Raw genomic sequence first — 25721 nt, 5'->3', positions numbered from 1 at the left:
GATAATATATATATATAAAAACGAAAATGGAAGGCTTTTTCTGCCTTCCATTCGTAATTGTTTTCTAATTTGGTTACAAAAATACAAAAAAGTGTTTTGTTTTGCAAATTTTAGATTTTACTAAATTGTGTCCTTTTGATTAAATCTGAATTTAGTAGTAGTTATATCTTATAATGAGAGCAGATGCCACCTAGTAAAAACATTGTTTCATCTTAAAGCTTAATCCTCTTCTTTTTGGTCTTCTCGCTGCAAAACTCTTACTTTTACTTTTTTTACTCTCTTTCTGTCTGCAGCTTCTATAATAAACTCAAAGGGAGCAAATTCCTTTATCTCTCCTCGCATTGGCATCTTTGAAAAAAGCTCTAGCATAAGCCCACCGATAGATTCACTTTCTCCTTTTACAGTATCAAAATGACTTCCATGTAACTCAAACTCTTTTACAAAATCACTCAAAAGTGTTTTTCCTTCAAAAATGTATTCGTCTTCTGCTGTTCTGATAAATAAACGTTCTTCATCATCATCAAACTCATCATTTATTTCTCCTACAATTTCTTCAATTACATCTTCTAGAGTTACCAACCCAGAAGTTCCTCCATATTCATCGACTACGATTGCCATATGAATATGTTTTGTTTGAAAATCTTGAAAAAGGTCATCTATTTTCTTTGTTTCTGGAACGTAAAAAACATTCTCTCTGATAAGTTTTTGCCATTCAAAATCACTCTCTTCTCTCAAATGTGCTAACAAATCTTTTGCATAAAGAAGTCCGATAATATCATCTACCTTTTCTTTATAAATTGGAATCCTTGAATAACCACTTTCTTTGATTGTTTCTAAGAGATTATCGTACGAAGTAGCATATTCTATGGCTGTAATTTCTGTTCTTGAAGTCATAATTTGTTTGGCATTGATTTGACCAAAGTTGATTACGCCTCTCAGAATCTGTCTTGCTTCTTTTGCAGCCTCATTATTCGTTGTAAGCTCTAAGGCTTTATTGAGCTGTTCTACAGAAACAGGAGTTTGACTTTGTCCTTTTTTGACACTCTTTTCTAGCCTTTCGCCCATAAATGCAAGTATCCAAGCAGCAGGTTGAAAAACTGTAATTGCAAAAGCCATCGGACGAGCTACGCTTCTAGAAAACACAAGTGAACGCTGACGAGCAATTACTTTCGGTACAACCTCTCCAAAAAAGACAATAGCTGCTGTAATAATTGCTGTTAAGATAACGACTACAATTCCTTCTTCTTCTCGCCCAAAAATTTGCCACATCATATAGGTAGAAGCTATTACGATAGCAATATTGACTAAATTATTCAGTAATAAAATAGTTGCTAAAAGTAGCTTTTGTTTGCTAAGAAGCTCTAAAAGTTTTTTATCTACCAATTTTTCACTCTCCTTACATTCCTCTATCTGTTGGGTAGTAAGAGAAAAAAAGGCTACTTCCGAGCCTGAAATCAGCCCCGAAAGCAGCAATAAAATGAGTATAACAAATAGTTCGAAGGCATACATTGCTAAATTAGAAGCCTGTATGCTGTTTACTTGTAAAAGAATATCTAAATTATAAAAATTCTCTAGAATGGATGTAATATTCCAACTAAAACTGTCGCTCTCGTTCAATGTCGTAAAAATTAAGTTTTAGATTAGAAAGGAAGGTCATCTTCGGGGTTGCCAGAACCACTCAGTTCACTTGCCACTTCTGTTTTTTGAGGAGAAGGTTGTGTAGTATTTGAAGTAGTTGTGTTTCCACCACTATAAGGGTCTTGTGTTGGCATTGGAACTCCTCCATTGTAGTTGCCATCTCCCATTTTTGCAGTAAATTGTAAGTCGTTTACTACTACTTCGGTAACATATCTTTTCACGCCATCTTGTTCCCAAGAGCGAGTTGTAAGTTTTCCTTCTACATAAATTTTGTCTCCTTTTTTGAGTTTTTCAGCTTTCTCTGCTGTCCAACGCCACATAGTAAGACGATGCCATTCCGTTCTCTCCTGCCATTCTCCTGACTGGTCTTTGTAGTTTTCACTTGTTGCGATAGAAACTGTTGCTACTTTTACACCACTCTCTAAGGTACGAATCTCTGGGTCTTGCCCAAGGTTTCCTAATAAAATTACTTTATTTACTCCTGCCATAACTTATGATTTCTTTAATAAAATTGAATGTAAAAAATTAGTATGATTTACTTCGTCCTTTTAGAATAGTATTTGAATGATACCGTAAAAATACAAAAAAATAATAGACTTAGAAAAGATGAGAGCTTAAATAGTCAAGATATTTACTAATCAAGACAGGTTTTGGGATTTTATCCAATTTTTCCCAGTTTATTTCTTCCAAAAAATAATTTGATTTTAATTTATCCCAAAGCTTCTTTTGCTCCTTTGTATCCTTTATTTCAATCGTATAAAACTTTGCATATAAGGTTCTATGAGAAAGTTGGTGTTTGAAAATGATAGATTCATGAACAGACTTCAGTCTCTGTTTTTCATTTTTAATTTTATCAAAATCTATGTCAGAGTCATCTTTTTTTAGTCTAGCTTCTAATTCTTTTATAGGCTCAAAGTTCTTTTTGTCTTTCTCCATAAATTCTATCACAAAAAAATCATTCAATCCCTGCCAAATATCGCCTTCTTGTCTTTGTTTGATTAATACTTTCTTTTCAGAATTTACTTCATTTACAAATACTAAATAGTGCATAAAACGATTTTTGACAACTGTTTTCTTTCCTTTTATGGGTAGTTTTTCAATTAGATTCTTCTCAAAGGCAACACATTTTTTTTGTAGAGGGCAGTTTTTGCAATTTGGATTTTTGGGAACACATTGCAGCGCACCAAATTCCATAATTGATTGATTATAAATAGCAGGTTGTTTTTTGTCAATCAGTTTTTGTGCTAACTCTCTAAATTCTTTCTGATTTTTACTTACCGTTATATCTTTTTCTATTCCAAAAAAACGAGACAAAACACGATATACATTTCCATCTACAACAGCCTGTACTTCATCAAAAGCAAAAGAAGAAATAGCTGCTGCTGTATAATCTCCAACACCTTTTAATTTCTTGATTTCTATATAATTGTTTGGAAAAATTCCATTCAAGTCTTCTGAAACATATTTTGCTGCTGCATGTAAATTTCTAGCTCTTGAATAATACCCTAATCCTTGCCAAAGCCGTAAAACTGTCTGTTCGTCTGCATTAGCCAATTCTTGAATAGTCGGAAAATTCTCAACAAATTTTTCATAATAAGGCATTCCTTGTGCTACTCTTGTTTGTTGAAGAATAATTTCAGAAAGCCATATTTTATAAGGGTTTTGAGTATCTCGCCACGGCAAATCTCGTTTGTTTTGATGATACCAAGAAATGAGTTGTTGAGCGAAAAATGAGTTTTTTGTCATTTGTGAAATACATTTAGATACTGATGTAGAGCAACGTAATGTTTGTGAAAATTGATAAAAAGTAATTATAAATTAATAAATTTGCGAATAAAAAAAGAAATTAGACGTTCTTTTATAAAAACTTTATGATTGTTGGTGTCGCTATGCTAAAACACTAACAACGGTATTAATTATTGATTAAAACCAATGGTATTTTTGCTACTAAACAACCCTACGAAATAAAAAATAAGTAGTAGTCAGATGTATGATAAAATTAAATTTTGAAATGAATAAGTTAAAATCTATAAGTTGTGTTTTTTGTTTTAGTATAATCTCTCTTTTTTATGTTTTTCCTAGTTCTGTTTCGGCACAAGACAGCCGTTTTACACAGATTTGGAGCGCACCTATGACAGTCAATCCAGCTTGGACAGGTACAGTTCCACATTGGAGAGCATCCGTTTTGTATCGCCAACAATGGTATGGTGTAAATGGAGGTATTCAGTCTTTTTTTGGAGCATTTGATTACAATTTTGGAACAGGAAGAGGAGCTTTAGGAGGCTGGATAAAGCAAGACAGAGTGAGTTCTCTGAATGCAAATAATTTGGAAGTAGCTGCCATTTATTCGTATAGAGTTCAGTTTGAAAATGACTGGCAACTTTCGATGGCAGCACAAGCAAGTTATGGACAGCGAACGCAAGGAATGGACGGTTTGCGCTTCGAAGATGCAATGCTTAGTGGAAATGCAACAGCCGAAGAGTTTTCTAATTTCACGCTTCGTTATCCTGACTTTGGGACTGGTTTTGTTGTCTATAATCCTAAAATGTGGATTGGTGTGGCAGCCTACCATCTCTTACAACCTGACATTTCTATTTCTAATATAAGTGACCAAATCCCTGTTCGTTTTACGGCACAGGCAGGTTATAGAATTGCTTTGAATGACGAACATACGCTTGTTCCTTCTGCAATTTTTCAATATCAAAGTCCGTTTTTGCAAGTGGATACAGGTGTGAATTGGGAGTGGAATGTTCTATATGCAGGAGCTTGGTACCGTGGTTTGCCTACTCGTAGTGGAACACAGCTTTTGCCTTCCTCTGCCCTTGCTTTAGTGAGTGGCGTAAAAGTAGAAAACTGGCAATTTGGAGTAAGTTATGATTTTGCTTTAGCTTCGCTTGTTGGAGTGGGAGGAAGTTATGAGATTAGCTTAGTTTATATGCCAAAATATGACTTGAGACGTTCGGCAAGAGGAAGAGAAGAAGTAAAATGTCCGATTAATTTTAGGTAAGTTTTATCTAATAAATTTTATCAAAAAATATAGTTTGTATTTAAACCCTAAGGGTCTTGAAGACCCTTAGGGTTTTGAGAACTACTTCTGATTGAGTATAATAACTACATTAAGAAGCAATCTTAACAATATTCTGATGTAATTTCTGTCCTTTTTTTCCTGTGATTAAGTTTTTGATGGAAGTTAGGAAAGGAACAGAAGGAACAGAAGCCATAATTTTCAAATCGGTCAAGAAATCCGTTTGTTCGTCTAAGAAAAGCAAAACTCTTTCAATAGAGTTATTCTGAAACATATCTGTAAAAATACGCTGAATATCTTCTGGGTTACGCTCCATTATATTCAAAATCATTGAATCATAGGTTTCAAACTGCTTATTAAATTTTTCTTCGTAGTGTGGTTTTCCTGTCTTTTTCCACGCATCTACTCTGGCTTCTGCATCTCTATACATTCTCAAAAAAGCATATCCTGTACTTGGTTTTGCTCTTCCTGCTTTTGTTCCTATATAAACTATATTCTTTGCTTTGGGCTGTTCGAATTTAAAATCGGTCATCGGAATTACACCATATTCTTCTTCCAAAACTCTAAAACCCTCTATTTTGAGCTTCGTAGCCATATAGCTTTCTAAGCGAACTTTATAAAGCTCTTTGTTTTCTAAGAGTTCACTAGAAAAAAGTGTGTATTCAACTAAAGCTTTGTTAGGAGAAAAAGGCAAAATATAAACAAATTCTACTGCATCTCGCTGTGGCAAACGCATATCAAAAAGTTGCGCCGTTTCCGTATCAAAAATAGGCTCATCAGTTTCTACTACATAGCCGAAAAAATGCTGTAATAAGGAATGATAATCATCACTTTTTGGAGGAATATCTTCTTTTAAAAAACGAGAATCAAAGACATATTCAGAGTGAAAAGTTTTGTTTTCAAACTCTTCTGTTAGTTTTACTTCTGCTTCTGTATCAGAAATTGACTTTACCTCACTTACTTCGGCTTGTAAAAATTCTATATTTTCAAACTCTGTTAGTTTTGCATTTACAAAATTATAAAAATCAATACCACGAATCATTTTATATTTTAGAGAATTTAATTCGTCTGTTTTATCAATTTTTGGAGCAATAAAACGCACCTTTTGCCATTCTTTATACACCAAAATATCAAAATCAGTCTTTTGATTTGTCCAAAACGACCAAGAGCGATTATTTTTATCTTTTTTTTCTTTATCAATAACCAAAATCTTTTTCTGAGATAGAGTTTCGTCTTTCGTCATTTTATACAGTAACATTAATGCTGCTGCGCCTCCTCCTGTAAAAATTATATCGTAATTCATTATGCTTTTTAGATGAAAAAATGTAGTTTAAATATAGCATCAAAACGGCTTTTCTTTTCATAATGTTTGTCTATATTCAAGCTAGAAATATATTATTACATTACTTTTCGACGAATCTATTTTTTTGATTGATGAAGAGCATAGTTTTAGGATATACTTTGAGGAAAATAAAGTAAACTCTTTTTTGCTTCTCTTATAAATAAAGGATTATTCATAACTCATGTTTTTAAGCTCCTTACTCAATAAAATTTCTTGTTCTGAAAAATAAACTTCTACATCATCATAGGTAGTAATGATTTTCCATTCTTGTTGTCTTTGTAGATTTTCTAATTCCTCTAAAAGTTCAGCTTCTTTTTTCTGTAACTTTAGAAGCAGTTGCTCTAAAAATTCAATATCGTTTATAGATTCAATATTGTAATCAAAGGCAATTCCTTTTTCTAGTTTTTCCAAAATATCATTCAAAACTTCTTTATTTCCTTCTTCAAAGGCTCGTTGTGCTTTTTTGAAAAGCTCGGTGGCTGCTTTTTCGTGTTTTGGTTGTACTTTGTCTGGGTGGCAGCGTTTTACGATTTCGTGATATAATTTTTTGAGAGAAGCTACTTTTTCTTTCTTTTGATTAGAAACCATTTTTTGTTTGTAGCTTTCAAAGGTAGATTCAAATTGTTCTTTGTCAGATTTTACTTGTTGCCAGTTTTGATAATCTTCTTGTTTTTCTGTTTTAACGGCAATTTCTTCAGCTACTTTTTCTTTTAGTTCTATTAATTTTTTGAATAAATGACCTAAACGCAGATGCAACAGATGAATAAAATGATTTATCTTTTGTTCGATAGATTGTTTTTCGGTTTCTAACTGACTGATTATTTCCTCCAAAAATTTGATTTCTTGTTGTAGAGAAACGATTTTTAGATTTGCTCCTAGCTCATTTTTATTTGTAATTCCTGCATATTTTTGAGATAGAAACTCAAACTCTTCTAAATACGGTTTTACATATTCCAATTCTTCTGTAATGACTAAATTTTCTCTATTTTTTGTAGCTGCTTTTTTTGTCCAATTATACGAACCTGTCAAGACTGTTTTTTTATCAATAATGCAGAATTTATGGTGCATCAATGTTTCGGCTATTTTATGAATTTTAGCTTCGTTAGTTCCATTACTTGTCCTTTCTAGTTTTGAAAAATCAAGACCATAACTTCCAAAATTTATTTCATCGTCCACCAAAAAAATACGGATTTGTACGTTTTCTTTTAGTTTTTGTTCCAAAATTCTAAATAAAATAGGGTCAGTAAACCACGCCACAGCTACATAAATAGAAGAAGTTGCTTTTTCTAGTTCTTGACAAATAACAGGACGAATATTTTCAAATAGTGTTTTCATAAGTAGGCGACAGTTTTCAACTGTCGTAAAGTAAAGTATTTTTAATTTTGTAGTTCTAAAATTTACACCTCTGACAGTTGGAAGCTGTAGGTTACAGTTTTACAATCACACATGTATAATCATCATTTTCTAAAACTCCACTTTTGTGCTTTTCATAACACCATTTTTCAAAACTTTCTTTTGATTCTGTTATTTTCCACAAGTTCTCTAAAAAATCATTTGCAGAAATAACTTCTTCAAGCTCGTTAATCTTATTTGCTAGATGTCCTATTTTGCTGTTTTCTAAAGTCAGTTTTTTAAATTCTTCTTTCTTTTCTGTTTGCCAAACTCTCAATAAAATATACAAAGAAAGTGCATCGCTAGTAAGCAGAATAAAATCTACATTTTCTTTCTCAAAACTTCCCTTCAAAAAACCTTCCTGCTGACATTCTTCTTGAACATTTATCAAATGAGGATAAGTAGAAAATTGTGAAGGTAAAGAATAAGGAAACATTTGAAACGTATTATCAATACTACTTTTTGAAAAAACACTAATACAACTATCACCATATGTTACCCATTCAAAAACAGTTTCTTTTTCCCACAAACCAACTAATGTAGCTGCGCTTCCCTGTTCGAAAAACTTATTTTGATAATCACTTCCTAATTTTGCAGCTTTCTGACTGTATCTATCGTAAAATTGTTCCCAAAAAGTGCCTAACCAATTTGATACGCTTTCTACATTTTCAAAAGGCTCATTTGGTAAATTATCTACCAACTGTTTTGACCAATCGGCAGCAAACAAACCCATTCCACCAGCACCATCTGAAAGAGCTATTTTTAGATTTTTATCGCTTTTTGAATCAGAATTATAAATACAAAAAGCATCTTCGTTTTGACGATTGGCTTCTTTTTGGTCTTCTTCGTGAATGTATTTAGCACAGGTTTGAGAGCGTATCATAAGTAGCCGACAGTTTCCAACTGTCGTAAAGTACGTTATTTTTAATTTGTAATTCTGACGTTTATATCTCTAACAGTTGGAACGGCTTTAGCTCTCAACAAAGTTAAACTGTCAGCCACTTTTTTCATACGACCATTTCCAATCTTTTTGTTCTTTACACAAATTTGCTTTTACAGGATTATCCAAAATATAAGCAATTATATTTTTTAGTTCGGTTTCATTTCTAACCAATCTGTCATAACTTTCGTGCTGCCAAAATTCGCCTCTTAATCCCAGCTTTTTATTACATTCTGCTGCTGAAAAACGTTTTATAGAGTGCATAATTTGAGTCAAATATACATCTTGTTCTATTTCTTCATTATCAAACAAACGAAAAACTACATGTACATGGTTTGGCATTACACAATATGCTAAAAGGTCTAATTTTTTTGTATCCCAAAAATGAAGCGAACCAGTAACTATTTTTGCAATCTCATCTTGTTGTAAATAAAAGTCACCGTTTTTAGTTTCGTCTAAAAATTTATCTTTCTTCAAAAAGTAACGTTTATTCAGATTATCTAAATCATTCCACTTTGCATCTTTGTTTTCCTTTATCTTCTTCTTGTCTATCTTATATTCTTCTTCCCACTTTTCTATAACGTGCATAGGAACAGAACCAGAAAGATTATAGGTTACAAAAAAAGTTCCTCCTAAGGGTTGTAAGTGAGGAAGATTAGCTCTATAAAAATCCTTTTTAAATTCATTCATAATGTAGCTGACAGTTTCCAACTGTCAGAGGGTAAGTTTTAAAAGAATACAAAATACTATATTTTTACGACAGTTGGAAACTGTCGCCTACATACTGTCAGAAAGGTAAAGTTTGAAAGAATACAAAATACTATATTTTTGCGACAGTTGGAAACTGTCGCCTACAGGCTACTTATCTCTACCTATCATAGTACGCTGCGAACGAGAACCAATATCCAACATTCTGACTAGTGCAGCATCATCGGCTTGATAGACCATCGCCGAAAAAACTGAATCGGTCGGAATATCTGTTTTGCGTAAAACAGCTACATCAGCAGCATACTTTTCTGGCATATCCGACGATAAATTATACATCAAGTGTGCATATTTGTCGTTTTGAGGTAACTCGGTACGAGAAAGAGGAAAAAATATCGGTTCTTGCTTGGAAGTGGAAATATTACAGTTGAAAAGCAAAACATTGCCATCTTCGGTATGGAGATTTTTGAGAAACCTTGCTTTTTCTAGTAGCTCATCGTCCGAACAATCGGTTTGTGCGTCATCGGTAAAATTAAAAACCGTAGGAGGATAACTGCTTGGGTGCGCTTCTATCCAATCCTTGAGTAAAAGGGAAGCGTGTTCTAGTGCTGCTCCCATAGGCGTAAGCGAAGAAGCAACAGACGAAAGCCAATATTTTACTTCTTTGGTTTGTGTTTTGAAAGTACCACGAACCAATTTTGTTTCTGTAACTTCTTCGCTGCCGAGTGGTGTAGCTGCTAACTCGCTTACCGAAACCCACGTTTTGCCTTCCAATTCGCCCTGCCAACAACAAGAATAATAAAAATTAACTTCTGTTTTTTTACTATTTATTTATTACTTATTAAAATTTTGTTTTTTTATTACTATATTCATAACTCAAAACCTTTAAACCCTAAATATATGCAAATTTTCCAACATGGTAGTACTTGGCTAAGAGCAGACTTTCATTTACATACAAAAGCAGATAAGGAATTTAAATTTGATGAAAGTAATAACACCAGTTCTTTTAAAAAAGAATATGTAGAAAGACTTCAACAAGAAAATATTGGAGTAGGAGTAATTACTAACCATAATAAGTTTGATTTAAAGGAATTTAAAAGTTTAAGGAAAGAAGCTAGAAAAGAAGAAATTTATTTAATGGCAGGAGTAGAACTTTCTGTAAATGATGGAAGTAATGGTATTCACTGCCTAATAGTATTTGACTATGAAAATTGGATAGACAATAGTGTTGATTACATTAACCAATTTCTTGATGCTGCTTTTGAGGGAATACCTAATAGAGAAAATGAAAATGCTAGATGTAAATATGGTTTGCAAGATTTATTAAAAAAACTAGATGAGCATTCTAAAGACGGACGAGACAATTTTATTATAATGGCTCATGTGAATCAAAATAGTGGCTTTTTAAAAGAACTTAATGGTGGACGTATTACCGAATTCGCTCAAAATAGTCTATTTAAAAAAATTGTCTTAGGTTTTCAAAAGTTTAGAGATTATGGAAAATTAGAAGCTCTAAATAATTGGTTTGAAAACGTACTCCCTGCATTTGTGGAAGGCTCAGATTGTAAAAGTATAGAAGGTGTTGGCGTAGCTCATAAACAAAACGAACAAGATAAAAAGTGCTTTATAAAATTAGGAGAGTATGAATTTAATGCTGTAAAATACGCTTTTAGCCATCACAAGGAAAGGATAGCGAACGAAAAACCAAATATTCAAGATTGTTTTTTAAAAAAAATAATAATTGAAACAAATGATACCCCTACTGAAATTAAATTAAATCCTAACTTAAACACAGTTATAGGAATGCGAGGTGGTGGAAAATCTACTCTACTAGAAACTATACGTTTTGGCTTAGACATTTTACCTGAGCAGAATAATAGCAGCTACAAAGAAGATATAGTAAAACGTTTTTTAGGACAAGGTAGAGAAATGACCCTTGAATTTTTTGATAAACAAGATAATCTATGCTATAAAATCAAAAGAACACAAGCTAACCCTCCTCAAATATTTGATGCAGATGGAAATTTAAAGAAAAATCTTAAAATAGAAAACATAATAGAAATCGCTTACTTTGGTCAAAAAGATTTAGAAGAAGTAGGCAAAGATTTCAATGAGAAAATAATTAAAGAAAGAATACTAAATAAACAACTTATAACTTATCAAGAAAAAATACGAAAGGCTGGATTAGAAGTAAAAGATTGTATAAGTAATCTACAATCATTAAAAAAGCAAGAGCAAAATTTAGAAATTACTGAAAATAAAATTGCTGTTTTAAAGGAACAGATTGATAAATTCAAAGAGTATGGACTTGAGCAGTTTATACAAAAAGAAATAGATTATAGTAATGATGAAGCAAAATTAGAAAGTATAAAAAGTACTTTAAATGAAATTATATCTAAGTTAAAAATAGAAATTTCTCAGATTGATATTAGCACACACTTAGATTATCAATCTAATCAAGAAGAAAGTCAAAAATTATTTAAAAATGATATTATTCCTTGCCTACAAAAAATAGAAGATAGTTTTAAGGCTTTTGAAAAAACGTTATCAGACCAAGAAAATATTTTTTTACTTAAAGATTTTTTGGTGGCTAAAAGAAAATTTACAGACCACCATAACCAACTAAAAGTTGAGTTTGAGGAAATAAAAAAACAAATTAATCAACCAGATGCTGATGTAGAAAAACATAAACAGAATGAGAAAGACCTAATTAAAGAACAAGACCTTTTAAATCAAATAAAGTCAGAAACAAAAAAACTTGAAGTTCTAGAAAACAAACTAACTAAAAGTTTAGAAACTCTTCAAACAGCATGGAAAGAAGAATTTGATTTTATTAATTCTGAGATTAACAAGTTGAACGCACTTGATTTCGAATTCGAAATTCAAATATCTTTTCAAGGTAATAAAGAAAATTTTTCTGACTGGCTTCAAACATGTACACGACAACTCCAAAAAGATAAACACATAAAAAAGATAGTAGAACACTACGATAATCCAATTAACATTTATAAAGATTTATATAAAGAAGAAAGCGAGTTAAAAACCATTTTAAGTGGAGGTCATTTATTTCCTACTTTTATTGAAAGTTTTGAAGAAAACATAAATGACTTTCTAACTTATAAAGTACCTGACAAATATGTGTTTCTTTATGATGGCAAAGACTTGCAAAAATACTCTATCGGACAAAAGGCAACTGCACTTATAGCATTCATATTAGCAAATGAGCAGAAAAAACTTTTTATTATTGACCAACCAGAAGACGACCTTGATAACTTTACTGTTGCAGACAAAATAGTTGAGAGAGTCAAAGATTTAAAACCAACAACTCAATTTATTTTTGTAACCCATAATCCTAATATTCTAGCTTTAGGAGATAGTGAACAAATTATCATTTGTGAATATGATGAAGAAAATCAAAAAACTCAGTTTGCTAATATTGGAAGTATTGATAATCCTAAAATTCAACAAGCTGCTATAAGAATCATGGAAGGGGGGAAAGAAGCATTTAGTAGGCGAGAAAAAATTTATCAAACTTGGAAATAATGTAGGAGAAAACCTACGGATAAAAAAGCTCCCTTTCAACTGACTACATACCCAAAGCTCATCGGTATAGTAGTGAGTTTTGATAAAATAGCTTTCGGTACGTTGTTGTAGAAATTCGGACAGAATTTTAAGGCGTTCGTTTCGGTGTTTGTCTTCCTGCAAAAAGCATTTGAATGCCCAAAACTGATTTTCTTGCTTTACTTTAAAGACACAGGCAAAACCACCAGCAATAAAATAGGGTTCGTTTGCATCAAACTTCGAAGGAACGTTTTGTAGCTTTAGGGTTTTGAAATAATCGCTCGGTTCTCTGAACGAGTCTATGTATTCTTGTATGGTGGGTAGCATAAGTAGCTGACAGTTTCCAACTGTCGTAAGGTAAAGTATTTTAGGTTTTTGTAAAACTGTATATCTCTGACAGTTGGAAACTGTCAGCTACATTATATCGGTTACTTCAAAATATCAGCAATATCATTTTTTGAAAGCGTTTTGACAAAACTAGATTCTGTTGTAATCAAATCTTGTGAAAGCGCAATTTTTTGCTGTTGTAGAGCTAGTATTTTTTCCTCAACTGAATTTTGAGTGATAAATTTATAAATAAAAACTTTGTTTTCTTGTCCAATTCGGTGCGCTCTATCAACGGCTTGTGCTTCTATGGCAGGATTCCACCAAGGGTCTAACATAAATACATAATCGGCAGCCGTTAAATTCAAACCCACTCCTCCAGCTTTTAGAGAAAGTAAAAATACTTTGATGTCTTTGTTTTTTTGGAAATTTTCTACTTCTGCTTTTCGGTCTTTTGTACCTCCATCAAGATACGAATACTTGATTTTATCTTTGTCTAATTCTTTTCTAACTAAAGTCAAATGTCTTACAAACTGACTAAAAATAAGCACCTTGTGTCCTTCGCTCAAAACAGATTTTAGTTTTTCTGTCAAATCCGAAAACTTACCAGAGTCGCCTTCATAGTCTTCATCTACCATTTTTGGATGATTGGCAAGTTGTCGCAAACGTGTCAGACCTTGCAAAAGCATAATTTGAGATTTGCCCATTCCTTGAATTTCGATATGCTTCAAAATCTCATTTCTATAATAAGATTTGGCTTCTTCATAGACTTTTTCTTGTGCCTTACTCATTTCTACATAAATGATATTTTCTACTTTTGGAGGCAATTCTGTCGCTACTTGATTTTTAGTTCTACGAAGAATAAAAGGCTTTATAATCGTTTGTAATTTTCTTGCCTTATCGACATCGTTTTGCTTTTCGATTGGAAGTTGATAATGTGTTTTGAAGAATTTTTGATTGCCCAAAAGTCCACCATTTACAAATGACATTTGTGACCACAAATCAAGCGTTGAGTTTTCAATCGGAGTTCCTGTCAAGATAAGTTTAAAACGAGATTTTAGGGTTTTGACAGCCTTAGAAATTGCCGAAGTTGGATTTTTTATGGCTTGAGATTCATCTAAAATTACATAATTAAAATAATATTGATTCAAAATATCTACATCAACTCGCATCGTTCCGTAAGAAGTCAAGATTACATCATACTTTGAAAAATAAGTAGTAATATCTTTATTTCGGTCTGTGCCTGTGTATCGCCAAACCTTTAAATTTGGTGCAAATTTTTTGGCTTCTACTGCCCAGTTATAGAGAAGTGAAGTAGGCATAATCAGAAGTGAGGGCGCAACTTCTCCCTCTTTTTCCTTTTGAGATTGCAGAAGTGCAAGTGTTTGAACGGTCTTTCCAAGTCCCATATCATCAGCCAAACAGCCACCAAAATTAAACTCTTGCAAAAAACGCAGCCAATTATAACCTGCCTTTTGATAAGGACGCAACTCTCCTTTAAATCCTTTTGGAAGTTCAAAGTCTTCTATCTCTCCAAAATTATCAGCATCGTAGAGTTTTTGTAGTTTTCGATTCATTGTTACATTTGCCAAATTGCCTTGCTCTAGGTTTTGAACTAATGCCAAATGATGTTTTTTGAGTGCAAATTTTTCATCTTTAGACTGCATAAACTCAAAAAGCTCACTATATTCTACAAACCATTCTTCAGGAATAACAGCAATTTCTCCATTTGGTAATGTAAATTCGTGCTGTCCCTTCAAAATATACTGACGAAGCTGCATAAAGGGAATTTGATAGTCTCCGAAAAAAACTTTTGCATTAATATCAAACCAATCTTTATTTTCATCTATCGAAATACTGATTTGAGATTTTCCAATAAAATAATTTTTCCCCTCTTCGCTTTGATGCTGTTTGAGTTCAATTCCTAATTTTTGCAGCGTAGTTTCATTTTCTGCTATCCAATTAAAAGCCCTCCCACGAGGTAGCGTAATTTTGCCTTTTTGAATATTTAGTCCTAATTCTTTTAGTTTTGAAATAGCTACTTTTTCTATTAAAATTTGTCTAATAAACTTTGTAAAAATGAAATTACCATCTTTATTTTCAAAAACAACATGACCATTTTGATGCTCATTCAGTTCTGAAACCTTATACACTTCATCATTATACCTAAAATTGAGTTCAAAAATTACCGTATTTTCACTTTCATTTGAATCATTTTTGGTAGAAATAGCCGTATCAAAAAGCGAACCTGTCGAAGAAGACAAGATTTTGAAATGTAGTTCTGCTTTTGGGTCGTGCCTTTCAGTATTGATAGTAAAACCTACTGGAATGACTTGGTAAGAAGAAATCAAAGAAGCCACAAATTTTTTATAATAGGTTTCTTCAACGCTTTTATTGACGAGAATAAATTTTTTACGCAAAAAAGGTTTTAGTTTAGAACCTTCTAATTGTCTATCAAAATGATATAAAACGTTTTTATGCAAAAGCCAAGCAGAGGAATTACAAACTATTTTGGCGTTAGACTGACGAAACTCTATTGTTTTTCCATCGTGCCTAATGGTTGGGTAATATTGTGTGCTTTCTGGGTTTTTATAGACATGAAAGAGAATGGTTGCAGCCGTTTTAGGAATTTCAATAAACTCTCCTGTCGGTGTTCCATCTCTTTGCATAGTATAAACTAGCTTATTCTTTTCTAAAAGAAGATTCAGAATCTTTACTTTTTTGGCTTCTATATATTCTTCAATTAGTTTTTGAGTGGCTTTGTCTCCTTTTTCTTCATCATATATTTTATCTACAAAATCAAAAATCGTTAGTTTTTTTCCTGCTTTAGTAGTTCTATTTGTTTTGCCTACTTTTGAAGAAACAGAACTAAATTTCTTAATAATCGCATCTTGCTGAATGGAATCCATCAATTTTATCAACTCATAGTCTGACTCTGAAAGCCCTTTATCAAACTCATGAGCATTGCGAGAAGAAATATTTTGATAGGTAAAAGTAAGTTTGTTATTCTTTACTTGAACTACAAAAGACTCAAACAAACAGCCCAAAAACTGATGTTCGTAGAGTGAATAAACAACCTTAAAAGATTCGTTAGGCGAAACGTTCATAAATCAATTACGAAATTAAGACAAGACACTGTAAACAAAAAAAGTTGCCCTTTTATGTATAGGACAACTTCAAAAATACGGATTTTTTTTGAGTTCTGAAATTAATTTTCTATCAGAAATATATCATCTTATAACTCTTCTACTTTCTCCAAAATATCTGAAATTTCATCAAAATCTGTATAGCCACCCATTCCAACTTCTGTTTCGGTTTGTCCTTTGAAAGCGATTCCTTTTAGCTGTGTTTCTGAAAGTAAATCTGTTATATTCTCACTTGTTATTCCAAAACCTAAAATAATCGGATGTTCTTTAGATAATTTTTGGAGTATTTGAATTTCTATTTCAGATAAATTTTCTTCATTAGATTCTATTAAAAAATAATCTACATCAAAACCTTCTAAACTCAAACTTTCTAATCCTTCTAAATTAGTAGAGAAAATTATAGGAAAATCATAACCTTTTGATTCTAATTCTGAAAAAATAGATTTTTGAGAAATCTGCACGAAATCAATTTTGTATTCTTTATTTGAAAGAATTTTGTGAGCTTCTTCGCTGATTGTATCGCCTTCTATCTCTGCTACAATCTTACAGCCTGTTATCCAACCCGAAATCTGTACAAAATCTTGTTCAGACACGAAATTTTTGCTCGTAGGATTCAATGAAAAACCAATCATCATATCTAAAACTGTTCCCATTCCTGCACCGAAACGAGCATCATGAAGATTTGTAATACTGCTTAATTTTATAACTGGAGAAGACATAATAGATAAAGGTAAGTTATTGTTGTTGGTATCACTATCGTTGAAACACCAACAACGGCAAGAGACATAAAAGTTATGGAATAAAAAAAACCTCTTTTCAAAAGTTAGAAAAGAGGTTTTCAATAAATGTACCCAGAGCCGGGGTCGAACCGGCACGGATTGCTCCACTGGTGTTTGAGACCAGCGCGTCTACCAATTCCGCCATCTGGGCAAATTCAAAAGCTGGTAGTTGTGCTTTTGAGAATACAAATGTACGACTTATTTTTTGTTGTGCAAGTGTCTTTTTGAGAAAACTGAAATTATTTTAATCAATATCATCATTTTTGCTATCTCCTGCTTGTACCATTTCTTGGTCTTGTGCTGACAAAACGCTTTCTATCTGAACACGAACACCATCTTTATAAGAAACAATCCATGCATCATTTACCCCCATTTCACGCAAGTATTTTTTGAACAAATCAGCCTCCCAATAATCTCTAAAAGCTGCGATAGTATATTTTTTTACGCCATCTTCATCTTCTTCAGCATGAAAACGCCTATGTCCGACAAACTTCATCAAATCTTTATTTCTAAATGCACCTACCTGAACTCTATAAACTGTTCCTTTAGAATAATCATCTTTTCCATCCGATGAAGAAGCATCTGAATTACTCGCTGTTGATTCTGCCTCTTTTTGAGTGTCAGCTAAGGCTTGTTCCAAACTATCAATTACTCTCTCTTTTTCCATCAGAGCTTGACTTGTTGAAACGACTTGTCTTTCTAATTTACTAGCTTCATCAATAGCTGTTTCATAGCCTTCTACTTTTTTCTTAAAATCTTGTACAGACATTGATTTTTGCTTTTTCTTCCATACTTTTTGTTGTTCTTTACTCATACTTTGAGCAAAAACAGAGCTTGTAGAAAGCAGGAAAATAAAACAAAGACTTGCTAAAATAAAACGAAACATAACTTTATAATTTTTATAAACGGTAAATATTGATGTTTCCACTTCTAGTGTGAGAAATAGTAAAAGTGAAGTTTGATAGTTATTGGAAGAATTTTGATAAGTTTATTTCAACAATTAAGGCAAATTCTAATCCTAAAAATTATGTTTTTATTTTCTCATTGCTTTTCTTCGACAACTCACTCTTAAAGCATAGCTAAGTATTAGCTTTTGATAGACTAAAGTTTTTATCAGAATTTCTACGAAAACCTTTCACATAATTAACAGATAAAAAATAGGTTTTTGAATAAAAATCATTACTTTTGTATCGCACACGATTAAATCACACAAAATAAAGACTCAAACGACTTAAATTATTATAAAATGAAAACATCCACCCTACAAAATGTATTTAGAATCCTGTTAGCTTTATTTATGCTCTATGCAGGAGTTAGTCATCTGACGTTTAATCGGATTGATTTTCAAGCGCAAGTTCCTGACTGGATTCCTTTTTTTAGTAAAGACTTAGTTGTTATTCTATCAGGAATAGTTGAAATAACTTTAGCTCTTGGACTGGCTTTTTGGAAATCCAAACGAATTGAATTTGGGTGGGCATTAGCAATCTTTTTCATATTGATTTTCCCAGGGAATATCTCACAATATTTGGAAGGAAGAGATGCTTTTGGAGCATTAAATTCTGATAAAGCAAGACTTATACGACTGTTTTTTCAGCCTGTTTTGATAGCTTGGGCATTGTGGTCTAGTGGTGCATGGCAAAACTGGAGAGCAAAATCAAAAGAAAAAAGCTAACTAAAGAAAACTTAAATCTACAACTTATGGAAGATTCACAGTTAAAATTAAGCAATCAGATATGTTTTCCTCTCTATTCGGTTTCTCGTCTTATCACGAAGGCTTATAAACCTTTTTTGGATAAAATGGGAGTTACTTATCCTCAATATTTAGTATTGATGGTGCTTTGGGAGAGCAATAAAATTACAGTAAATCAGATAACAGAAAAGTTATTTCTCAATACAAATACACTTTCTCCTATGCTCAAACGTATGGAAAAAATGGAACTTATTGAGCGCAATCGTTCGAAGAAAGATGAAAGAAGCGTAATTATAAAACTGACAGAAAAAGGAAATCAACTCAAAAGTCAAGCATCTTGCATTCCAGAAGAGCTTTCCAAAGTATTAGTTGCTGAAAATGTAGAAGTTTCAGATATTATGAATTTGAAAGAAGTTCTCAATGAATGGATAAAGATTTTATCAGAAAAAAAAGGCTAATTTTTTATATAAAAACTCAATTAAAATAATCAAAAATGGAATTATTAGACAAGTTAAGATGGCGCTATGCTGCAAAGGCAATGAATGGCGAAAAAGTATCACAAGACAAAATCGATAATATTATCGAAGCAATTTCTCTTGCACCTACCTCAAGTGGTTTGCAGCCTTTTGAGGTTGTTGTGATTACAAATCAAGAAATCAAAGACAAAATAAAGCCTGTTGCTTGGAATCAGTCTGTCGTTTCGGATTGTTCGCATTTGTTTGTTTTTGCAGCTTGGGATACTTATACGGCTGACAGAATAAACACAGCATTTGATTTGGTAAATGAAGTGCGTGGATTTAAAAACGAAGGTTGGGAAAACTATCGCCAAATGTTACTTGGTAGTTATCCACAAAAAGATGCAGAAGAAAATTTCCAACATGCTGCAAGACAAGCCTATATTGCATTTACAGAAGCTTTGACAGCTTGTGCTTTCCAAGAAGTAGATTGTACACCAATGGAAGGATTTGATCCAGATAAAGTAGATGAAATTTTGGGTCTTAGAGAAAAGGGACTCAGAAGTTGTGTCCTTTTACCAGTTGGTTACAGAAAAGCAGAAGAAGATTGGTTGGTAAACTTAAAGAAAGTAAGAAAATCTAAAGAGGATTTAGTTACTCTTATTGACTAAATTCTAATTGATTCTTTCAATATTTCATAAAAAAGGTCATAGCAAAATGTTATGACCTTTTTTGTGTTTGAGTATTTTGATGCTTATCTTGTAATGAACAAATATTATTCATTTATCAAAAAATAATTCTTTATGAAGAATCTATTATTTCTATTTCTTATTCCTATATTTTTTGCTTGTAGTGGAAGTTCAGAAACTAAAACAACTGAATCTTCTGATATAGAAGAAAATACTACTTCATCTGAAAGTGAAACAGTTACAGAAGCTAGTTCTAATAAGATAAATCAAGAAATAACAGAAACAAAAGAACTAAGAACGATTGAAGACATTAGAGAAGAATATCAAAGCATTATGTCTAATATAGCAAATGGAAAAATAGATTCTACCTCTTTTAAATATCAATGCGATGGAGGAGTAGGAGAAGTAGTTTATTTTTCAGAAAATGGACAGTTGAGAAGAATAACATACAGTAGTGGCTACGAACATGGAGGAGTAATAAAAGAATACTTTTTGAAAGACAATACACCTTTTTTTATTTTCCATGATGCTTCCACTTGGAATTTTGATGTAGAAGCAAAACAAGAAAGTGCTACTAGAGATGACATGACAGAAAAACGCTTTTATATTATTGATAATCAATTAATAAAGTGTCTTGAAAAAGAATTTACAATTCGTTCGTCTGTTAAAAATAACCCTACCTCGGCAACAGTAGCCAATAAAGAAGTCGCTTGTTCAGACCTTACAGAACTGATGACAGATTATGAGTTAGTTTTGAAATATAGAAATCAAACGGAAGATATGGAGTGCTTAGACTAGAATTCTTACCATCAAAACCTAAACTACTTTGAATGATTACAATTATTGCAAAATGGACAGTCGTAGCTTTCGGAATCTTTTTAATTTTGGTTGGCTTTCTGATGCTTTTTGCACCAAAAATAGCTAGAGCAACATTGAGAAAAGCAGGAAGCACTAATTTTATAAATTATGCCGAAATTACTATTCGAATGATTCCTGCTGCTGCGATGGTTTTGTATGCTGATTTTTGTCGTTATCCCGATTTTTTTAAGCTATTAGGTTGGTTTATGCTTGGAACTTCTTTAGTGCTTTATTTTGTACCACGAAAATATCATCATAATTACGCAACTCAAGCAGCCGATATTTTGAAACCTCTTTATATTCGTTTGTTGTTTCCTTTTTCTATGCTTTTTGGTGGATTTATTTTGTATTGTGTTTTTTGAAATAATTGAAATATGAAAATTAAGATTGAAGATTCAGTAGGTTTTTTGACTAAAATCGTTGAAAATAAAATAGCTTCTACAACACACTTATTAATAGAAGCTATACTTGATGCAATGATAGAGTTCAAATCTGACTATGCGATAATAAATTGTTCTGATGAGCCAGACGATGATGCTGATGAGTTATTGGCAGAATTTGGAATATTCGAAAACTGGGATGATGATGATAACAATTCTTATTTTGAATTCAGTTTCACTAGACAAGTTTTACTAAAGAATAATGAAGAGTTTTATCAAATTACTGTAAACGTTGTCTATGATCAAGCAGACTTTATAGAAGTTGATGGAGGTGGTTTTTGGAGTATGGATTATACAAATATTCAAGATTGGGAAAAGGAAGTAAAAACTACCCAAGCCTATCACATAGCCAAACAATCAGATTCTATAAAGTACAAAATTAGCTTAAATATGACCTAAATACAGTTTTTGTTACGAACTGATAAAGAAAGCTACTCCTATGAATGAGATAATTTCTCAAAAAACAACCGATTAAAAATTCCATTTCGTCGAAAGACAAACCATTTTTATCTTATTCTAATTATAAAAGGCTTTATGTTTGCTATTTTGATTAAATTAGTAGTAAATTATAGCTAAGTGAAATAAATAGCTACTAGAAAAAATAAAGCGAAAGTAATAGATTATCTAAATTATTATCGCAGACTTTTAAATAAAAAAAGTAATCCGAATGTTTGAACGTTTAACCACGAAACTAATTTTAGGTTTCTCCTTTATACTTATCTTGTCAATTATAGTCAATGCTTTTGCAATTTACAAACTCTCACAGGTACAAAATGTAGCTCTTGAGATTAGTGAAAACTGGATGCCAAGCATCTACGAAATATCGACTATTAGTGCCAATACTTCTGACCACATGATACGTCAGCAACAACATATTTTTGCCCTTTCAGAAATTGAAATGTCAGAATATGAGGGGTTGATGCGATTAGATAAAGAAAATATCGCACGTAGTGAAAAAAAATACAAAGAACTACTTCAAGAAAGAGAAGACCTTCTTACTGATAGAATTGCAGACAAAAATGAAGAAGATAATCCAGATTTAAAAGACCTAAGACAAAATGCAAATAACTTCAAACTCTTTCAAGATGATTATAAAAAATATTTAGAGGAAAGTGAAAAAATAAAACAACTATCAAGATATAATAACAAAGAAGAAGCAAAAGAAAAACTACGTGAACGCTCATTTTTAGCCTTCGAATCAAGCAATCAAACGCTTAACCAAATCATCTTTGATAACTTCGAAAATGCACGAGAAGCAGCCAAACGAAGTGAAGACATTTATACTGATTCTAGTCGTTTGATTATTGGTTTTACCTTAGTTTCTATTATTGCTAGTTTTTTGGTAGCCCTTTTCATTGTCAGAAATACTCGCAAACAAATTGGTGGAGAGCCTTCTGACATTGCAGAAATAGCTCGTAGGGTTTCGGCTGGTGATTTGACGATGGAGTTTAATAGAGTAGAATCTCAAGAGAGTATTTATACTTCTGTAAGAAAAGTAGTAGAGAATTTGAGGGAAGTTTCTAAGATTACCAACAATATTGCAAAGGGAGATTTGTCAAGACAGATTGAAGTAAAAAGTGCAAAGGATTTACTTGCTATTTCGATTAATCAAATGATTGAAAACTTCAAAAATATTATCAATCAAGCACAAGTTATTGCAAAAGGAGATTATACTGTAAATGTAAAAGAAAGAGGAGAAGAAGACGAACTTAGTGCAGCCTTACAGCGAATGACAGAGAGTTTGAGAGCCAATAAAGTAGAAACCTTCGAACAAAACTGGATAAAAGATGGCATTAATCAACTTGCTCAACAGCTTTCTGGAAATCTTCTTTCCTTAGAACTTAGCAGAAAAGCAATCAATTTTATTTCTCGTTATACCGAATCAGCTCAAGGTGTAATGTATTTGGTGGATAGTTATTCCTCTAAATTAAAACTAAATGCTTCGTATGCCTTTACAGAGCGTTCTGGTCTTTCGAACGAATACAAAATCGGAGAAGGTTTGGTCGGGCAAGTAGGTTTGGAACGCAGCCCAATTTTGCTTAAAAATATTAGAAGACAAGATATGTCGCTCACAACAGGAACAGTCGAAGAGCCACCAACTCACGTTTATGCTTTTCCTTTGGTTTTTGAATATGAATTGTATGGAGTTATAGAACTGGCTTCTTTTGAACCATTTACGCAATTAAAGCAAGAATTTCTACAACAAGCAGCCAATACCATCGTAACTTATATTTATTCTGTACTTCAAACTGATAGAATCAAGGGACTTTTAGCAACATCGGAAGAAGCAACAAGAAGCGCACAAGCAAGAGCGCAAGAAATCGAACAAGCCAACGAAAGATTAGAAGTTCAGCAAGGAGAACTACAAGAAAAATCGGAAGAGCTTAAACGTAGAAATGAAAGCCTAATTTCGGCAAAAGAAGAGCTAGACAGAAGAGCCGAACAATTAGAATTATCTAACAAATATAAGTCAGAGTTTTTGGCAAATATGTCGCATGAACTCCGAACTCCTCTTAATTCGATTATCATGCTTTCCAAAATGCTTTCAAAAAATGAGAAAGATACATTGGTAGAAAAAGATGTCAAAAAAGCTAAGATTATCTACAAATCAGGTGGGGAACTCTTACGTCTTATCAATGATATTCTTGACCTTTCCAAAATTGAGGCTGGTAAAATGGTCATTAATCCTGTGGAATTTGCCAACAAAGAAATCATTACAGACATGAATGATTTGTTTCAAGGGATTGCACAAGAAAAAGGAATTCAGTTTATTGCAGAGGACAAAACCAAGTCGTTTATATACAGTGATAAGGAACGACTGGCACAAATTTTACGAAATTTCTTATCGAATGCTTTTAAATTTACCAAAAAAGGACAAGTCAAACTTTCGATTACAGAACACGACGAAGAGCATTACAAATACAGCATTATCGATACAGGAATTGGTATTCCAAAAGACAAACAACAAATCATTTTTGAAGCTTTCAAACAAGCCGATGGAACTACTTCAAGAGAATATGGAGGAACTGGTTTAGGTCTTTCGATTGCTAGAGAACTTACAAAACTACTACAAGGGCAAATCGAATTGGATTCAGAAGCAGGAAAGGGAAGTACGTTCTCCATCATTTTACCTAAAAAATTAGATGAGGAGTTAGCAGAAAAAGAAGACCGAGTAACTGTTGTAGTCAAGAATTTAGCAACAGGAAAGAACAAATCTCCTCAAAAGCGTTTGCCTAGAAAACTCATCAGAGAAGATGTAGAAGATGATAGAAATAATATCAACAAAAATGATAATGTTATTTTGATTATTGAAGATGAGGTGCAGTTTGCTGAAAGTATGGCAGAAGTGCTGCAATCTCAAAATATCAAAACACTCATTGCTCAAAGTGGAGAAGAAGGAATTGATTTGGCAATACAATACAAGCCAAGTGGAATTATCTTGGATTTAGGTCTGCCTGATATTGATGGAACAGATGTTTTGAAAAAATTAAAGTCATATAAAGAATTACGTCATATTCCTATCGAAATTATTTCGGCTAGAGATAAAGATAATAATTTACTTTCTACGGGTGCATTTGGTTTTCTTCAAAAACCAATCGATGAAAATGTATTGAAAAAGGCAATGGCTGATATGCTTCGTCTCTCTCAAAAGAAAGTCAAAGATTTATTAGTTGTTGAAGATGATGAATCACAAATGGAAGCTATCAAAGAGCTTATCATTGGCGATGATGTAAAAGTGAAAGGAGTCAAGAATCAAAAAGAAGCTATCGATGCCATAGAAAATGGCACTTTTGATGGTGCAATTGTAGATTTAGGCTTAAAAAATGGAAGTGGTCAGGAGGTATGTAAATACATTAATGAAAACTACCCAAATATTCCTGTCATTATTTATACTGGCAAAACACTTTCTTATGAAGAAGAAACAAACCTTCGACAAGCTGCTCAAAGTATTATCTTAAAAACAAGAGATACAGGCGAAAAATTGCGTGAAGAAGTAGCTTTGTTTTTACATAGAATGGAAGAAGAAGTAGAAAAAGAAACTCCTAAACTAAAGCAAGAAGAAAGTGAGCAAAAAACACGTACGGCCGAACTTGCAGAGTCTTTATTAGCTGAAATTCAAGTTGATAAAGAATTAGAGGATTTACTTCCAAAAAGAACTAAAACAGATAAATCAAATAAGAAGTCTGAAAAGCTAGAAGGAGATGTTCCTCCTCGTTCACTTACTCGCAACTCTATCAACGAAGACATGAACGGAGATGAAGATGAGGACGAAGAAGAGTATAAATCAGCTAATGAAGCTGCCAAAGAAATAAGTAAAGAAGAAGCCATCAAACTCATCAAAAACAAAACAATTTTGGTTGTCGATGATGATATTCGTAATATTTTTGTAATTGCATCTGCTTTAGAAACTTATGAAGCAAATATTTTGGAGGCTATGAACGGACAACAAGCTATTGATATGCTTCGTGAAGAAGACATAGATTTGGTGTTGATGGATTCGGTTATGCCAGAAATGAATGGACTTGATGCTATGCGAACTATTCGTCAAGATGAAGATTTACAACATTTTCCTATCGTTGCCATTACTGGAAAAGCACAAGAAGAAGACAAACAAGAGTGTTTTGATGCAGGAGCAAATGATTATATCGTAAAACCTGTTGATTATGACCAGCTTGTTTATACAGTCTGTAAATGGATTGGAAAACGTGTTTAGTAGAGTAGAGAATTAAAATAAAA

General features: G+C 32.5%; 20 protein-coding genes and 1 tRNA gene. 9 read left to right on the top strand and 12 right to left on the bottom strand.

Features of this window, described 5'->3' with window-relative positions:
• Positions 1-219: 219 nt before the first annotated feature.
• From gldE to mutY, 3 genes are all read right to left on the bottom strand, one after another.
• Positions 220-1617 carry a gliding motility-associated protein GldE gene (gene gldE / locus WAF17_RS14705; protein WP_338761036.1) on the bottom strand — a complete coding sequence of 466 codons (1398 nt, stop codon included), beginning with the start codon at positions 1615-1617 and terminating at the stop codon, positions 220-222.
• A gap of 23 nt (positions 1618-1640) precedes the next feature.
• The gene (gene ssb, locus WAF17_RS14700) at positions 1641-2126 is read right to left on the bottom strand and encodes a single-stranded DNA-binding protein (RefSeq protein WP_338761033.1); all 486 of its coding nucleotides are present in this window, start codon (positions 2124-2126) and stop codon (positions 1641-1643) included.
• Between the two features lie 109 nt (positions 2127-2235).
• On the bottom strand, positions 2236-3384 hold the full coding sequence (mutY, locus tag WAF17_RS14695; RefSeq protein WP_338761031.1) for an A/G-specific adenine glycosylase: 1149 nt from the start codon (positions 3382-3384) through the stop codon (positions 2236-2238).
• Between the two features lie 265 nt (positions 3385-3649).
• Between mutY and WAF17_RS14690 the strand changes: the two genes are divergently transcribed.
• A complete protein-coding gene (locus WAF17_RS14690) occupies positions 3650-4645 on the top strand; it encodes a PorP/SprF family type IX secretion system membrane protein (protein WP_338761028.1) in 996 nt (331 codons plus the stop codon).
• 109 nt (positions 4646-4754) lie between these two features.
• Here the strand turns inward: WAF17_RS14690 and WAF17_RS14685 are convergent, their stop codons facing one another.
• The 5 genes from WAF17_RS14685 to WAF17_RS14665 form a co-directional block, all read right to left on the bottom strand.
• Positions 4755-5966: a lycopene cyclase family protein gene (locus WAF17_RS14685; RefSeq protein WP_338761025.1), complete on the bottom strand. Its 1212-nt coding sequence runs from the start codon at positions 5964-5966 to the stop codon at positions 4755-4757.
• Positions 5967-6173: 207 nt separating this feature from the next.
• Positions 6174-7340 carry a phospholipase D-like domain-containing protein gene (locus tag WAF17_RS14680; RefSeq protein ID WP_338761022.1) on the bottom strand — a complete coding sequence of 389 codons (1167 nt, stop codon included), beginning with the start codon at positions 7338-7340 and terminating at the stop codon, positions 6174-6176.
• A gap of 91 nt (positions 7341-7431) precedes the next feature.
• Entirely contained in the window at positions 7432-8280 is an 849-nt protein-coding gene (locus tag WAF17_RS14675) for a hypothetical protein (RefSeq protein ID WP_338761019.1), read from the bottom strand.
• 111 nt (positions 8281-8391) lie between these two features.
• Entirely contained in the window at positions 8392-9027 is a 636-nt protein-coding gene (locus WAF17_RS14670) for a transposase (protein WP_338761016.1), read from the bottom strand.
• 168 nt (positions 9028-9195) lie between these two features.
• Entirely contained in the window at positions 9196-9816 is a 621-nt protein-coding gene (locus WAF17_RS14665) for a hypothetical protein (protein ID WP_338761013.1), read from the bottom strand.
• Positions 9817-9942: 126 nt separating this feature from the next.
• On the opposite strand from WAF17_RS14665, the gene WAF17_RS14660 reads away from it, so the two are divergent.
• Complete coding sequence (locus WAF17_RS14660; RefSeq protein ID WP_338761010.1) at positions 9943-12585, top strand: TrlF family AAA-like ATPase; 2643 nt, start codon at positions 9943-9945, stop codon at positions 12583-12585.
• A gap of 446 nt (positions 12586-13031) precedes the next feature.
• Here WAF17_RS14660 and WAF17_RS14655 read toward each other — a convergent pair whose 3' ends face one another.
• The 4 genes from WAF17_RS14655 to WAF17_RS14640 form a co-directional block, all read right to left on the bottom strand.
• On the bottom strand, positions 13032-16034 hold the full coding sequence (locus WAF17_RS14655; protein ID WP_338761007.1) for a DEAD/DEAH box helicase: 3003 nt from the start codon (positions 16032-16034) through the stop codon (positions 13032-13034).
• 128 nt (positions 16035-16162) lie between these two features.
• Entirely contained in the window at positions 16163-16792 is a 630-nt protein-coding gene (locus WAF17_RS14650) for a hypothetical protein (protein WP_338761004.1), read from the bottom strand.
• 129 nt (positions 16793-16921) lie between these two features.
• Positions 16922-17003 (bottom strand) — tRNA-Leu (locus WAF17_RS14645).
• 93 nt (positions 17004-17096) lie between these two features.
• Positions 17097-17738, bottom strand: a complete 642-nt coding sequence (locus tag WAF17_RS14640; protein WP_338761001.1) for an Ezrin/radixin/moesin family protein — start codon at positions 17736-17738, stop codon at positions 17097-17099.
• A gap of 360 nt (positions 17739-18098) precedes the next feature.
• Here WAF17_RS14640 and WAF17_RS14635 point away from each other — a divergent pair, with 360 nt between their 5' ends.
• The 7 genes from WAF17_RS14635 to WAF17_RS14605 all read left to right on the top strand — a co-directional run bounded on the left by WAF17_RS14635 (position 18099) and on the right by WAF17_RS14605 (position 25698).
• Positions 18099-18524: a hypothetical protein gene (locus tag WAF17_RS14635; RefSeq protein WP_338760998.1), complete on the top strand. Its 426-nt coding sequence runs from the start codon at positions 18099-18101 to the stop codon at positions 18522-18524.
• 26 nt (positions 18525-18550) lie between these two features.
• Complete coding sequence (locus WAF17_RS14630; RefSeq protein ID WP_338760995.1) at positions 18551-19000, top strand: MarR family transcriptional regulator; 450 nt, start codon at positions 18551-18553, stop codon at positions 18998-19000.
• Between the two features lie 35 nt (positions 19001-19035).
• Entirely contained in the window at positions 19036-19668 is a 633-nt protein-coding gene (locus tag WAF17_RS14625) for an NAD(P)H-dependent oxidoreductase (protein ID WP_338760993.1), read from the top strand.
• 132 nt (positions 19669-19800) lie between these two features.
• Positions 19801-20484: a hypothetical protein gene (locus WAF17_RS14620; protein WP_338760991.1), complete on the top strand. Its 684-nt coding sequence runs from the start codon at positions 19801-19803 to the stop codon at positions 20482-20484.
• A gap of 32 nt (positions 20485-20516) precedes the next feature.
• Positions 20517-20906, top strand: coding sequence for a hypothetical protein (locus WAF17_RS14615; protein WP_338760988.1), 390 nt, complete (start codon positions 20517-20519; stop codon positions 20904-20906).
• A gap of 12 nt (positions 20907-20918) precedes the next feature.
• Positions 20919-21383 carry a hypothetical protein gene (locus WAF17_RS14610; RefSeq protein ID WP_338760986.1) on the top strand — a complete coding sequence of 155 codons (465 nt, stop codon included), beginning with the start codon at positions 20919-20921 and terminating at the stop codon, positions 21381-21383.
• Positions 21384-21705: 322 nt separating this feature from the next.
• A complete protein-coding gene (locus WAF17_RS14605; RefSeq protein WP_338760984.1) occupies positions 21706-25698 on the top strand; it encodes a response regulator in 3993 nt (1330 codons plus the stop codon).
• Positions 25699-25721 lie beyond the last annotated feature (23 nt).

It is taken from the genome of Bernardetia sp. ABR2-2B (assembly GCF_037126435.1).
Taxonomy (GTDB): Bacteria; Bacteroidota; Bacteroidia; order Cytophagales; family Bernardetiaceae; genus Bernardetia.
The sequence above is the reverse complement of the archived record's forward strand: the minus strand, read 5'-3'. Positions and strand labels throughout refer to the sequence as shown.